The sequence below is a fragment of the Streptomyces sp. NPDC027185 genome, assembly GCF_055567035.1.
Genome location: NZ_JBVHRF010000001.1, coordinates 1,092,622 through 1,105,606, shown reverse-complemented (window position 1 = coordinate 1,105,606; position 12,985 = coordinate 1,092,622). Strand labels below are relative to the sequence as shown.

General features: G+C 70.7%; 15 protein-coding genes and 1 pseudogene. 7 read left to right on the top strand and 9 right to left on the bottom strand.

Going from position 1 to position 12,985, the window contains the following annotated elements:
• Window positions 1-71: 71 nt before the first annotated feature.
• The 4 genes and pseudogenes from ACZ4M8_RS04715 to ACZ4M8_RS04700 all read left to right on the top strand — a co-directional run.
• Window positions 72-191, top strand: a pseudogene (locus ACZ4M8_RS04715) (helix-turn-helix domain-containing protein); the annotation flags it as partial.
• A 460-nt stretch (window positions 192-651) separates the two neighbouring features.
• On the top strand, window positions 652-840 hold the full coding sequence (locus ACZ4M8_RS04710; RefSeq protein ID WP_467603273.1) for a hypothetical protein: 189 nt from the start codon (window positions 652-654) through the stop codon (window positions 838-840).
• A 2-nt stretch (window positions 841-842) separates the two neighbouring features.
• Window positions 843-1,712, top strand: coding sequence for a DUF6895 family protein (locus ACZ4M8_RS04705; protein ID WP_467603272.1), 870 nt, complete (start codon window positions 843-845; stop codon window positions 1,710-1,712).
• Window positions 1,682-2,260: a hypothetical protein gene (locus ACZ4M8_RS04700; RefSeq protein ID WP_467603271.1), complete on the top strand. Its 579-nt coding sequence runs from the start codon at window positions 1,682-1,684 to the stop codon at window positions 2,258-2,260. The genes ACZ4M8_RS04705 and ACZ4M8_RS04700 overlap by 31 nt, the downstream gene beginning before the upstream one ends.
• Window positions 2,261-2,467: 207 nt before the next feature.
• On the opposite strand, the gene ACZ4M8_RS04695 is transcribed toward ACZ4M8_RS04700, so the two are convergent.
• On the bottom strand, window positions 2,468-4,696 hold the full coding sequence (locus ACZ4M8_RS04695) for a transglycosylase domain-containing protein (RefSeq protein ID WP_467603270.1): 2,229 nt from the start codon (window positions 4,694-4,696) through the stop codon (window positions 2,468-2,470).
• Between the two features lie 564 nt (window positions 4,697-5,260).
• On the opposite strand from ACZ4M8_RS04695, the gene ACZ4M8_RS04690 reads away from it, so the two are divergent.
• The 3 genes from ACZ4M8_RS04690 to ACZ4M8_RS04680 are packed head-to-tail and all read left to right on the top strand — an operon-like array spanning window position 5,261 to window position 7,964.
• Complete coding sequence (locus ACZ4M8_RS04690) at window positions 5,261-6,058, top strand: ABC transporter permease (protein WP_467603268.1); 798 nt, start codon at window positions 5,261-5,263, stop codon at window positions 6,056-6,058.
• Complete coding sequence (locus ACZ4M8_RS04685) at window positions 6,051-6,911, top strand: ABC transporter permease (RefSeq protein WP_467603267.1); 861 nt, start codon at window positions 6,051-6,053, stop codon at window positions 6,909-6,911. The genes ACZ4M8_RS04690 and ACZ4M8_RS04685 overlap by 8 nt, the downstream gene beginning before the upstream one ends.
• 36 nt (window positions 6,912-6,947) lie before the next feature.
• Window positions 6,948-7,964, top strand: coding sequence for an ABC transporter ATP-binding protein (locus tag ACZ4M8_RS04680; protein WP_467603266.1), 1,017 nt, complete (start codon window positions 6,948-6,950; stop codon window positions 7,962-7,964).
• 177 nt (window positions 7,965-8,141) lie between these two features.
• On the opposite strand, the gene ACZ4M8_RS04675 is transcribed toward ACZ4M8_RS04680, so the two are convergent.
• The 8 genes from ACZ4M8_RS04675 to ACZ4M8_RS04640 form a co-directional block, all read right to left on the bottom strand.
• On the bottom strand, window positions 8,142-8,798 hold the full coding sequence (locus ACZ4M8_RS04675; protein WP_467603264.1) for a hypothetical protein: 657 nt from the start codon (window positions 8,796-8,798) through the stop codon (window positions 8,142-8,144).
• A gap of 5 nt (window positions 8,799-8,803) precedes the next feature.
• Entirely contained in the window at window positions 8,804-10,108 is a 1,305-nt protein-coding gene (locus tag ACZ4M8_RS04670) for a hypothetical protein (protein ID WP_467603263.1), read from the bottom strand.
• A 2-nt stretch (window positions 10,109-10,110) separates the two neighbouring features.
• Entirely contained in the window at window positions 10,111-10,854 is a 744-nt protein-coding gene (locus tag ACZ4M8_RS04665; RefSeq protein WP_467603261.1) for an ATP-binding cassette domain-containing protein, read from the bottom strand.
• A gap of 72 nt (window positions 10,855-10,926) precedes the next feature.
• Window positions 10,927-11,253, bottom strand: coding sequence for a hypothetical protein (locus tag ACZ4M8_RS04660; protein ID WP_467603260.1), 327 nt, complete (start codon window positions 11,251-11,253; stop codon window positions 10,927-10,929).
• Window positions 11,254-11,283: 30 nt separating this feature from the next.
• Window positions 11,284-11,592 carry a hypothetical protein gene (locus ACZ4M8_RS04655; RefSeq protein WP_467603258.1) on the bottom strand — a complete coding sequence of 103 codons (309 nt, stop codon included), beginning with the start codon at window positions 11,590-11,592 and terminating at the stop codon, window positions 11,284-11,286.
• 421 nt (window positions 11,593-12,013) lie between these two features.
• A complete protein-coding gene (locus ACZ4M8_RS04650; RefSeq protein WP_467603257.1) occupies window positions 12,014-12,199 on the bottom strand; it encodes a hypothetical protein in 186 nt (61 codons plus the stop codon).
• Complete coding sequence (locus ACZ4M8_RS04645; RefSeq protein ID WP_467603255.1) at window positions 12,196-12,672, bottom strand: hypothetical protein; 477 nt, start codon at window positions 12,670-12,672, stop codon at window positions 12,196-12,198. The genes ACZ4M8_RS04650 and ACZ4M8_RS04645 overlap by 4 nt, the downstream gene beginning before the upstream one ends.
• Entirely contained in the window at window positions 12,669-12,926 is a 258-nt protein-coding gene (locus tag ACZ4M8_RS04640; protein WP_399090487.1) for a hypothetical protein, read from the bottom strand. Before ACZ4M8_RS04640 ends, ACZ4M8_RS04645 begins: the two co-directional genes overlap by 4 nt.
• Window positions 12,927-12,985: the final 59 nt, after the last annotated feature.

The following is a 12,985-nucleotide window of genomic DNA, read 5'->3' as shown; positions in this document are numbered from 1 at the left end:
AGTTCCGCCGGCACAAGCGTCGCTGGTACTGCCGCGAGGCTGGCTGTTCCCGCCGGTCCTTCACCGAGCAGATCCAGCAGATCCCGGCCGGTGCCAGGCTGACCACCCGGCTGCGGGGTGCGGCCGGACGCCGCATACGGGACGCCGGCTCCTCAGTCATCCAGGTCGCCCGCGACCTGCATCTGTCCTGGCCGACCGTGTGGACGCCTTCCGCGTCCAGGCCCGTGAGGTCACCGCTCAGCCGCTGCCCGAGGTGGAGGTGCAGGGCATCGACGGCACTGGCCGGGCAGGACGAAGTGGGCACAAGCCCTGGAGACCGGCAAGTGGCGGTTGGTGCGCGACCGGTGGTACACGCTCTGGGGGCCGGCGGGCTGCTCGGCCAGGTCGAGGGCGGCACCGTCGCCGAGGTTCCGGCCTGGTTGTGCCGTGCCCAAACCCCCAGCAGAGCGGCACCTCCGACCGATGCCTCCTCTGCTGACACGGCCGGCCCCGGCCGCCACACGCAGGCAACCCCTCACGTGGTGGTGCTCAAAGTGCACACCGCCGATCGGCCCCTGGGCTTCGACTTGCGGCGCCGTATCCGGGATCACATCCTGAGATCAGGGGTGTCAACCGCTATCGGTCAACGCTCACCACCCAACGGAGGCAGGAATGACCGGGAACCGTTTGACGGAAGAGCATCTCGAAATCCTCAGGAAGAGCGGGCTCATCAACACGGACGTCACGCTCAACCAGCTTTTGGAAGCTGGGGTCGAACTGGGAAAGCTCAATCCCGACCCTGAGCCCGGCGAGCCCATGGCTGCGAGACTGGTCGGTCCGTGGTACGCATACGAGCAGTAGCCGTGGTTTCACGGTGCCCGATCGATCTGGCCGCGACCCTCGCCGGGTGGGTCGATCGGGAGCTTGAGCAGTTCACGCCGTGGAGCAAGCCGGGTGCGACTACCCCGAAATCGCTGCAGCGGTTCGCAGAGTTGGCCATCCTCTACGACGTCCTGGATCGCTCACCCCTGGACTTCGCCGTGCTCAACGACCGCTGGCGGCCGTTCCTCGAACAGCACCTCGCCGACCCCGCGTTCGGGCAGCTCGCCCGGACGCGGCTGGAGTGGGCGTGGGACCTCCTGCTCCCCTATCTGATCCTCCGTCGGCGCGGCCTGCGCAGTGACTACCACGAGGCGACTCTGGCCCACGCGACGAAGGCCGGTTTCCCGCACGCCGCAGAGGTCATCCCGTACCGCGAACTCGACCACGCATACTTCGCGCGCGCCACCGGCACTGTCGACGTGCCACAAGCAGCCTTCGACGAGCTCCTGGGCCGGACCTTCGCCGCGCGTTCAGCGTGCCGCTTGCTGCTGGACCGCGAGGCGACGTACGCCCTCACGCACGCGCTGCTGTACGCGGGCGCCTTCGGTCAGGAGCGCGTGCCACGGGATGCGCTGCCGAACGTCGCTGCGATCGTTGACAGCATGACCATCGACTGCGCCGTGCATGAGGAGTACGACATGCTCGGCGAGCTGCTCACGTGCGGTCTCGTGTTGGAGGACTGTCGGCCCGACGTGCGGGCGCTCGCGCTGCCGATCTTCCTGCAGAGCCTCGACGCCACCGGGAGCCTGATGCCGAACGGCCGGGAGACCGAGCGGTCGTTCGCCGCCTGCTACCACACCACCCTCGTCGGATTGATCCTGTGTGCATCGTTGACTCGAATGACCTCCTGAGCCGACTCGACGCGACCGCCCGTGCAACGGTCCGGTCCCTGGCAGTCGCCCCGCCAGAGATCGCGGCAACCGCTGGCCAGCTCGAACGCTTGCTCGCAGAGGCTCAGCCGCTTGTCGCGCCGTTGCCGGATCCGAAACCCGGCCAGCTCACGTCTGCTGCCGTACTGCGTCGCAAGACCCGCGACTACCCGCAGCTGCTCGACGAGTCGATCGGCGGGGTCGGACCCGACGCGATGCTTGGCTACGTGACCGCTGAGTGCGCACTGGTGGCGTTGCGCCACCAGGACCTGCAGGGAGCCCTCGCGATGCTCTTCCTGTCCACCCTGTGCTCGCGCGAGTTGGAGGCCAGCGCCATCGAGGCGCTGCACCACCTGCTGGTGGCCACGGACGCCGACGGCGCGGTGGGTCTGCTTGAGCTCAACGTCCGTCGCGCCGGAATCGACGCGGCAGAGGCAACGCTGGCCCAGCAGCGCCTGGGCTTACGATTCGTCACGACAGCGGTGCAGATCCGCGGCGTGGCAGCGCTCAGCGCGACCGCTGCGGCTTGAGGGCCCTGATCGTCATCCGCATGGGCGAGCGCCGGGCCGGAAGTCGGAGGTGGGCAGGCCTGAGGCTCACCCCGGCGGCGTCTGCGCACTCCGCTCGGGCAGCCACCGGCTGGGGACGCCGTGGAGCACCCGTGGGAGCAGGCGGGGAGCAGTTGGATGCGCTCAACCGCATTGAACGTCAACCAACTGACACTTTCGCAACAGGCCCTAGTACTCGTCCCCCTCGCCCCCGCCGCTGCCGCCGCTGCCGCCGCTGCCGCCGGGGCCGGGCGGCGGGCCCGCGGTGGGGCCGGTGGGGCCGGTGGTGCGGCGTGGGCCGCCGGAGGGCGGGGTGGAGCCGGGGGTGGTGGAGGAGGAGCCGGAGGGTTTCGGGGTGGCGCCGGAGGCGGACGGGCCGGGGGAGGTGGGGGTCTTGGTGCCGGGCTCGGGTTTCAGGTCGAAGGAGCGGACCGGCTTCCCGCGCAGCGCGGCGGCCGTGTAGTCGGCCCAGATCTGGGCGGGGAAGCCGCCGCCGTTGACCCGGGGCAGCCCGGCGGCGCCGTAGAGCGGCTGCTGGGCGGCGGTGTCGGGGTGCTGGCCGAGGACGGCGACGACGGTGGCGAGTTCGGGGGTGTACCCGGCGAACCACGCGGCCTTGTCGTCCTCGGCGGTGCCGGTCTTGCCGGCGGCGGGCCGCCCCGCGGCCTGGGCGGCGGTGGCGGTGCCGCCCTCGACGACGCTGCGGAGCACGGCGGTCGTGGTGTCGGCGGCGGCGCGGCTGACCGCGGTGGTCTCCGGCCGGTCGGGCAGCGGGAGCGGCTGTCCGCTCCGGGTGACCTTGGCGACGAGGGTGTACGGGCGGTGCCGTCCGTGGTGGGCGAGGGTGGCGTAGACCTGGGCCATGTCCAGGACGCTGGGGGTGGCGGTGCCCAGCGAGATGGCGCCCTGGGAGGTGGCCAGGCCCGGGGCGTCCTCGGGGATGCCGAGGGCGACGGCGGTGTCCTTGACCTTGGCGGGGCCGACGTCGATGCCCATCTGCGCGAAGACGGCGTTGACGGATTTGTCCATGGCGGCGGTGACGGTGATGTTCCCGTACGAGCGGTTGTCCTCGTTGGCGGGGGCGAAGCCGGTGGGGTGGCCGCGCTGGACGGTCATGCGCTTGTTGGTGCCGTCGTAGGAGGTGTTCGGGGTGATGCGGGCGCCGCTCTGGGTGACCGAGCGGTTCTGTACGGCGGCGGCGAAGACCAGCGGCTTGAAGACGGAGCCGACCTGGTAGTCGCGGCGGGTGGCGCTGTTGACGTACTGCCGGGCGTAATCGGTGCCGCCGTAGAGGGCGACGACGCGGCCGGTCGCCGGGTCGATGGAGGCGCCTCCGGCACGGACGGCGGCGTCGACCGGGCGTTTGTCGCTGAGCCGGTCGGTGAGTTTGGCGTCGACGGCGCGGCTCAGGGCCTCCTGGCTCTTCCGTTCCAGGGTGGTGGTGATGCGGTAGCCGCCGGAGCGCAGGGTGTCCTCGTCGACGAGGTGGTGGTCGGTGAGGTAGTCGGTGACGGCTTTGACGACGTAACCGCGCTGGCCGCTCAGGCCGTTGGGCGTGGTGGTGGCGCGGGGGGCGGGGAAGGTCATGGCGTCCCGGTCGGCGGCGCTGAGCCAGTGTTCCTTGACCATGCCGTTCAGGACGTACTTCCAGCGGCCCAGGACGCGGGGGCGGTTCTCGGGGTGGGCGACGACGTCGTACGCGCTGGGGGCGTTGAGGAGGGCGGCGAGGTAGGCGCCCTGACCGGTGGTGAGCTGGTCGACGTTCTTGCCGTAGTACGCCTGGGCGGCGGCCTGGATGCCGTAGGCGTTGCGGCCGAAGTAGCTGGTGTTGAGGTAGCCCTCCAGGATTTTGTCCTTGCTCTCCTCGCGGTCCAGCTTGATGGCGATGAAGAACTCCTTGACCTTGCGGGTGACGGTCTGTTCCTGGCCGAGGTAGTAGTTCTTGACGTACTGCTGGGTGATGGTCGAGCCGGACTGTTTGCCCTTGCCGGTGGCGGTGTTCCAGGCGGCGCGGACCATCGCGGCGGGGTCGACGGCGGATTCGGAGTAGAAGTCGCGGTCCTCGGCGGCGAGGACGGCGTGCCGGACGTTCTCCGGGATCTGGGCGAGGGGGACGCTCTCGCGGTTGATGTCGCCGTCGCGGGCGAGTTCGGAGCCGTCGGCGTAGAGGTAGACGTTGCTCTGGGCGCGGGCGGCGCTGTTGGCCTCGGGGATGTCGACGAGGAGATAGCCGGCGACCAGTCCGCCGCCGACGACCAGCACGATCAGCAGGGCGGTGCCGAGGACCATCCGCCAGGTGGGGAAGGCGCGGCGCCAGCCGGTGCGGCGGGGGCGCCGGGCGGTGTCCTTGCGCTTGCCGGGGCGCGGCCCCCACGTCCGGGGGTCGCCGTTCTCCGGGCCGTGCGGCTCTTCGCTCATGTCTGGTGGGACTCCTCTGCCGCGCCGGGCGGATGCCGCGGCGGACCAGCGCCGTACGGAATGCGCGAGATGGGCGGATTGGTGATTCGTGTACCGGTATGTACTGTCGCATCATCTGATCCGTTCCCGGGGTACGGCACACACCGGTGACCGTTCGGCCCGCGGCCGGACGGCGGCGCCGGATCCCTCCGGCGGGTGAGAAATGCGGTGGTGCCCGTGGCGGACGTGCCACTAGGGTCTGGAGTTTGCCGCCGGGCCGCCGCGTCCGGCAGGTACGCCGCCGGTCCCGAGGCCCGGCGCGTACCCCTTCCGGAACCGCCCGGGGCGGCGCCCGCCGCCCGCCCCTGACTCCCCGTCCGCCTCCGCACCCCGCCCGGCCGCCGCGTCCGTACGCGCGCCCGCCCGGCACCGCCCGCCCGTCGCCCACGGGCGGGCACCTCTACGCGCCCGGCCTGCCGGGCACCCGCGCGCCCGGCGGACCGGGCGTCGTATCCCCGCGCCCCGGCGCGGCCGGCCGTGCGTGGTCGCGCCCGCGGCGCCGTACCGGAAAGGCAGAACGGACCGATGCTGTACGCGGCCGTGGCGACCGGAAGTTTCCGGCGCTACGCCACCTACCGGACCGCCACCGCGTCCGGCGTTTTCACCAACACCGTCTTCGGCTTCATCATCGCCTGCTCCTACACCGCCCTCTGGGACCAGCGGCCCCACCTCGGCGGCTACGACCTGCCGCAGGCGATGACCTTCGCCTGGACCGGTCAGGCGCTGCTCGCAGCCACCTCGCTGATGGGCGGCGGCGGGATCGACGAACTCCAGGACCGCATCCGCACCGGCGACATCGTGGTGGACCTGCACCGCCCGGCCGATCTCCAGCTGTGGTGGCTCGCCGCCGACCTCGGGCGGGCGGTGCTCCAGCTGATCGGCCGGGGCATCGTGCCGCTCGCCGTCGGCGCCTGCTTCTTCACCCTCGCGCTGCCCGACGAGCCGTGGACCTGGCTGCTGTTCCTGACCTCGGCGGTGCTGGCCGCCGTCGTCAGCTTCGGGCTGCGGTATCTCGTGGCCCTCACGGCGTTCTGGCTGCTGGACGGCGCCGGGCTGGCGATGATCGCGGGTCTGGCGGCGCTGTTCTTCTCCGGCATGGTGCTGCCGCTGCCGGTCTTCCCCGACGCCCTCGCGCACGCCGCGCAGGTGCTGCCCTGGTCGGCGCTGCTCCAGGTGCCCGCCGACATCCTGCTCGGCGCCCGCACCGGCGCGGGCGCGCTGCACGGTCTGCTGTTCCAGACCGCCTGGGCGCTGGCCCTGCTCGCACTGGGCCGGCTGGTCCAGTCGTACGCGACCCGGAAGGTGGTGGTGAACGGTGGCTGACCAGGTACGGGCGGCCCGCGCGGCGGATGCCGGGGGCCGGGCGGAGGTGGTGGCCCAGGGGCTGCGCGCGTACCGGCTGCTGGTGTGGATGTGGATCCGCTCGACGCTCGCCTACCGCGCGTCGTTCGCGATGATGACGGTCGGCAACTTCGCCGCGACCGCGCTGGACTTCGTCGCGCTGCTGCTGATGTTCTCCCGCATCGACGTCCTCGGCGGCTTCTCACTGGCCGAGGTCGCCCTGCTCTACGGGCTGGCGGGCACCGCGATGAACCTCGCGGACCTGCTGATGGGCAACATGGACCGGCTCGGCAGCCGGATCCGCGACGGCACACTGGACACGCTGCTGCTGCGTCCGGTGCCGGTCCTCGCGCAGCTGGCGGCCGACCGGTTCGCGCTGCGGCGGCTGGGCGGCATCTGCCAGGCGCTGCTGGTGCTCTGCTGGGCGCTCGCCCATGTCGAGGTGGACTGGACGCCGGGCCGGGCGTTGATGGTGCCGGTGACGGTCCTGACCGGCGCCGCGATCTTCGGGGCGGTCTACGTCGCGGGCGCCGCCTTCCAGTTCTGGGCGCAGGACGCCGCGCAGGTGCAGAACTCCTTCACCTACGGCGGCCGGACGATGCTCCAGTACCCGCCGGCGGTCTTCGCCCAGGACCTGGTGCGCGGGGTGATCTTCATCGTCCCGCTGGCCTTCGTGAACTGGATGCCCGCCCTCTGGCTGCTGGGCCGCCCCGAACCGCTGGGCCTGCCGCAGTGGGTGGCCTTCCTGGGCCCGGCGGTCGCCGTACTGCTCTGCACGGCCGCCGGGCTGTTCTGGCGCCGCGCCCTGTCCGCGTACCGCAGCACCGGCAGCTGAGATGAATCAACAGGCTTGTGAGGAAAGGGAGTTGTGGTGACAGAGGCGCTGATCGAGGTCGCCGGGGTGGAGAAGGTCTTCTCCGTACGGCGGAAGGCGGGGCGGCTGCGCCGGGTCCGCGAGGAGGTGCGGGCCGTCGCCGGGCTGGACTTCACCGTCGCCCGCGGCGAGATGGTCGGCTACATCGGCCCGAACGGCGCCGGGAAGTCCACCACCATCAAGATGCTGACGGGCATTCTGATGCCCAGCGCCGGGCGGCTGCGCGTCGCCGGTATCGACCCGTTCACCCGCTCCGGCGCGGGCGGCGCCGCGGGCGGACGCCTGCGCCTGGCCCGCCGGATCGGTGTCGTCTTCGGCCAGCGCACCACCTTGTGGTGGGACCTGCCGCTGAAGGACTCCTACGAACTGGTCCGCCGGATGTACCGCGTCCCGGACGCCACCTACCGCGCCAACCTGGAGCGCTGTGTGGAACTGCTCGACCTCGCGCCGCTGCTGGACGTCCCCGTACGGCAGCTCTCGCTGGGCCAGCGGATGCGCGGCGACATCGCGGCGGCGCTGCTCCACGACCCGGAGGTGCTCTATCTCGACGAACCGACGATCGGCCTCGATGTCGTCAGCAAGGCGAAGGTCCGCTCCTTCCTGAGCGACGTCAATGCCGAGCGCGGCACCACCGTCCTGTTGACCACCCACGACCTCACCGACATCGAGCAGCTGTGCCGCCGGGTGATGGTCATCGACCACGGCACGCTCGTCTACGACGGGCAGCTCGCCGGGCTGCGGGAGGCGGGCGAGGGCGAACGCACCCTCGTCGTCGACCTGGACCGCGAACTCCCGCCGATCGACGGCGTCCCCGGCGCCCGCACCGTCAAGGTCGCCGGTCCCCGCCAGTGGCTGGCCTTCCCCGCCTCGGCGAGCGCCGCGCCGCTGGTCGCGGCGCTCGCCGAGCGGTACCCGCTGGTGGACCTGTCGATCCGGGAGCCGGACATCGAGGACGTCATCGCCCGGCTGTACGCGGGAGAGGGGCCGGGGGTGGCGGGCCTGACGGTCGCATGAGCCGGGGCCCGCGCACTGCACGGCCTGGTCCGCTCCTGCCGGGCCCTCCCAGGGCAGCGCTGCCGGCCGAGGGTGAGCGCGAGGACCGGCACCACCACGAAGGAGGTGGCGACAGGGCGCCGTACCCGGTGCATGCATTTCTTCCTCATGCTTTTCTCCCTACGGCAGGAAATCCGGTCAGTTCACCCGCATACGCAGGCGCGACAGGCGGGGGCCGGTGCGGAAGAGAAAGCTGACGGCGCCGCACACCAGCCAGCAGGCGGCGACGAGCCAGGAGGCGGGGTTCGTCGCGGGGAGGGTGGGCCAGGACCACAGGGCGCCGGGGAAGGTCCCGCTCGTACTGCCGAGGAAGAAGGCGGGAAAGGCGAGGACGAGCGGGGCCACCCAGAATCTGTCGAATCCGATGAGTGTCGCCGCGATGAGTGACACCCCGAGGAATCCGAGGTAATTCCGCAGCCCGGTCTGCGCCAGATCGCCGGCGGCGCAGGCGTAGGAGAGGTACTGCACGAGTGCGGCGATGACGGTGGCGAGGAGGAGATGCCACCGCTGGAGGCGGGATTCCTCGCGGGGCGCCGCGTTCTCGAATGCGCTCAGGTCGGAACGGCAGGAGAGGGCGACCGCCGCGCCGGTGAGGAGCGGCAGCAGTTCGATGAGCGTGGTGTGTTTCTCGGAATCCTCGGTGAAGGACGGAATGACCAGCGGGAAAGCGCCCCATATGCCGCCGAGTACGGCGCTGAGGGCGAGTGCCGCGACCGGTCCGCCCAGCCTTTTGGCGCGCAGCCGCAGGAGGAGGTAACTCCGGTCGGGGGAGAGGGAGCCGAGCGCCGTTCTCACCCCGTTCACGCTTTTCCGCACGGGGAGGAAATGGTCTTCACCCAGCGTGCCGCCTGTGCCTTCTGGTCGGCTTCCGGCTGCTTGAGGACCTTCTCCACCCGCTTGGTCGGGTCGAATCCGGTGTACACGTAATGGTCCCGGACGGAGCCGCCCCGTACTTTCGCCTCGACCCAGGCGCTGGTCAGGGCGGATGCCGCGACCCGCTTTTCGAGTTGGCGTTCGGTCTCGTCCGCGCAGTCCCGGAACGGTGGCAGCGCCTCGTCGATCAGACCGCTCCATACGGCGGTGCCGCCGTAGCCGACCTCGATGCCCGCGCCTTCGCCGCGAATGCCCTTCTCGGCGTAGGTGACGCCCTGCGGGGCGATTCCGTGGGTGACGGCTTCCACCTTCTCGATTTTCTTCTTCATCGCGGGGAGATAGGTGGCGTGGTCCGCCCAGAAGCAGAGGCGGGAGGCGCCGGATTCGGCGCAGGCGACGTTGGAGTCGTCGGGGGTCCGCGCCTGCGTCAGCGGCATACCGCTGCCTGCGAATGCGCCGACGACGAGAAGCGCGGCGGAGGCGGCGAACACTGTGCGGGGCAAGCCGTTCCCGGTGTTTCCGGCATCGCTCCCGGCGTCCCGCGAACCGTTTCCGGCATTCCGTCCGGGCAGCCCCGGAAACCGCGCGCGGACGGCGGAGGCACAGCAGGCGAGGGCGAACGCGGCCACCGCGAGCAGTGCCTTCAGGGCGAGGGCGGAGAGGCCGACTTCCTGGTCGACGACGGAGACGGAGGGAATCCAGAAGCCGAGTGCGGAGTACTGCGGGAGGAGGGAGATCAGCAGGTAGCAGAGCACCGCGGCGGCCAGTGCCGTGAAACGGGTGGGGATCAGCCGGCCCGCGGTGTAGGCGACGGCCACCACGGCGCTCAGGCTCAGCGCGCTCGCCGCCCACATGGCCGGGGCGGGGCTGCCCGGCGGGCCGGACAGTGCGGTGTCCGCCAGCGGGACGAGAGCCGATACGGCGTACAGACCGACGGTTCCGGCGAGCAGCGCGGTGATACGCGTGAGGTCGAGGTGCCATGCGGGCCGGGCGTGTGCGGTGAAGACGTCGTCCCGTTCGGAGGTGGACGCCGTGTAGCCGCGGTGGGCCGCGGCCATCGCACCGGCGACGAGGAAGACGACCACCGGCTGGGTCACGGCGGAACTGGTCTCCGGCCACAGACCGCGCCAGGAATCCAGCAGGAAGTAGAGAATTCCCCAGTAGACGGCGGCTGCCGCGGGGGACCAGCGCAGCAGCGGGCTACGGCGGATTTCCGTTCTGACGAAGCCCACGGTCAGCTCTCTCCTTCGATCACAGAGGTGTACCCGCGTTCGAACTCCGTGTCGCCCGCGGCTCCGGGCTTCGCGCGGCTTTCGAGTTGGGCTGCCGTGCCCCGGAAGAGGAGTTCGCCCTGGTGCTGTACGCCGATTCCGGTGCAGGTGAGGGAGGCGTCCTCGGCGAGGTGGGTGCTGAGTACGACGCTCGATGTGCGGCTCAGGTCGCGGACGAGGTTCCGGAAGTCCGACCGTTGCTGCGGGTCGAGTCCGGTGGTGGGTTCGTCGAAGATGATGAGCGCCGGTTCGCCGACGATCGCCTGGGCGATGCCGGCGCGGCGCAGCATGCCGCCCGACAGTTTCCGCAGGGGCGTCTTCGCCTTTTCCGTCAGTCCGGTCCGTTCCAGCGCCTGTGCGGTGGCTTCGGGTATCCGCTTCGACGGCATCTCGCGCAGCCACGCGCAGTAGGAGACGAACTCGAACACGCTGAAATTCTCGGGGTAGTCGAACGACTGCGGCAGGAAGCCGATGTCGCGGCGGGCGGCGCGCAGTTCTTTACGGCCGCGCAGCGGCGTTCCCCGGAACGTGACCGTGCCCTTTTTCGGGGATATGCGGGTGGCCATGGTGCGCAGTAGCGTGGTCTTTCCCGCGCCGTTGGGGCCCAGGAGGCCGAATGCGCCGATTCCCAGGGAAAGGCTTATTCCGTTCACGGCGATACGTGAGCCGTAGCCTTGGGTGACGTTTTCCAATTCCAGAATGTTCAAGGCGTTCCTCGTGAAATGCCTCAGGGCGGCCTCATGGCCGCCCCAAGGGTGTTCAGCGCTGGTGGTCGGTGGTCAGCGCGTTTCCACGGTGATGCCGCGGATGCTGAAGCGGCACTCGGGGGCGCCGCGGCGGGTGGTGCCGCCGGACTGCGCGTACCAGCCGTTGCGGAGGTCGGCCTGCGCCACGCAGTCCGACTCGATGCGCCAGGTGGCCTTGCCGGTGCACTCGGCCCAGCCGCCGGTGTTGCCGACGCTCTTCTTGCAGCTGAAGCCGGAGCTCTTCGCAAGGGAGATGCCGGGGGCGGTGTCGCTGGCGCTGGCCTGGCCCGCGGTGAGGGCGACGACCGCGAGCGCCCCGGTGGCGGCGGTCAGCATGCCCTTGACGATCTTGCTGTTCACTTCGGTTTTCTTTTCTCTCGGTCCGGTGAATTACTGCTGGATGTAGACGGCGCGGATCTTGAAGGTGCAGCCGACGTACATACGGTGCTTGCCGCCGCTCTGCACCATCCAGTCGGAATAGTCATCGGGCTCGGTCACGCAGTCGGCCCGTGCCCGCCACTTGCCCTTGCCGGTGCACTCGCCCCACCCGCCGGTCTTTCCTGCGCTGGTCTTGCAGGAAAGTCCTGCGGCCGTCTGAGCGGTCGGTGTCGCCTGCGCGGAACCGGGGATCGCGAGGGCGACGACGGCCGCCGCGCTGATACCCAGCGCGGTCTTGGTGGCCATATTCCTGAACCTCATGCGGTCTTCTTCCTGTGATCTTTGGTGCGTGCGCGACAGGGCGCACAGCGAAGAGGCCACCCCCGCTTTCTCTGGGGCGGCCTTCCGCCGAGGATCTTATGCCGCATGATCCAGAAGTGATCTCGTGGACCGGAGTGCGGGAATGCGGTAATTGCTACCCGAGGTAAGTGAAGGACTTGTAAAGGCCGTTAGCGCTCCCGGGAATGGCGACCCGCTTCAACTCGCATTGTCCGCCTGCGTCTTGAGAGGCCGTAATTACTGACGGACCACACCATCGCGGCGTTAGGTTCAAATCGCCCCATAGTGCGGTAAGTTGCGGCGCCGCGCCGGGCCGGTCCATGCCGTCGGGCGCCGCGGTGAGGGGGATGCGGAGCCCGCCAAGGGGCAGCCGGGGTTGTGAAATCGTTACCGTATGAGACGGTTACCGGCAGTTCGGGCAGTTGATCGCGCGGAGCCATTCATCGACCGGTTCGCCCGCCCCGGCGCCGCATTTCGGGCGGGGGTCGTCGGTGCCGGTGAGTTCGTGGACGCGGAGGACGTCCTCGCCCACGGTGCCGGCGCGTGGCGCGGCGGGGGAGTCGTCCCCGGCTGAGGGGTGAGCGTTCACGGCTGCCTCCAGGGGTCTTCGGCGAGGACGTAGAGCGGGTGGGTGAGTCCGCCGATGCGGTGCCGGAACGGCTCCGGCGGCGGCTGTCCGCCATCGCCCGGCGTCTGACCTGGCCAGATGCTCAGCGTGTGGACGCGCTCGGCGTCCGGGAGGGTGACGAAGAGGGCGTGCCCGCGCTTGATGTGCTCGCGCGCCGCCCGTTCCTCCGCCGCGTCCTGCGCCCACGCCCGCACCTGCCGGACACGATCCGGTACGCCGACGGCCACCGGTCCCCGCATCGCCCACGCCCACGCCCGGGGCGACCGCGCCGGAGCGGGCGCGACCCGTTCCGCGAGGTGGAGCGCCTGCCCGCGCAGCCACCGGACGGCGAGGACGGGCGAGACGGTCCACAGCGCGCCGACCGTGTGCGTGGCGTCGGCGTCCGAGTGCGTCTGCCGCCGCTGGAGGCGGACTTCGGCGAGGTAGCCGGTCACAGGATCTCTCCCCGGCTGCGCGCGTTGACCAGCGTGATCCCCGCGATCAGCCGCTCCGCGCGGGACGGGCGGCGAAGGTGCGCCGCGTCCACCACCCACTCCTCGCCGCCGGTCAGCGACCGCAGCGACCACGCCCCGCACAACTCGCTCTTGGCGAAGGCGAGACAGCGGCGCTCGGCGTCGGCGACGAGTTCGCCGCGCTGCGGGCGGTAGGGAGTCTGATCGCGTTTTCCGGACCTGCGTTCGACGGACACGTTAGTGCCTCTCCGTAGTCATTCCGCTACCAGGGAGGTTCAGGCTGGCTTACGTTGGG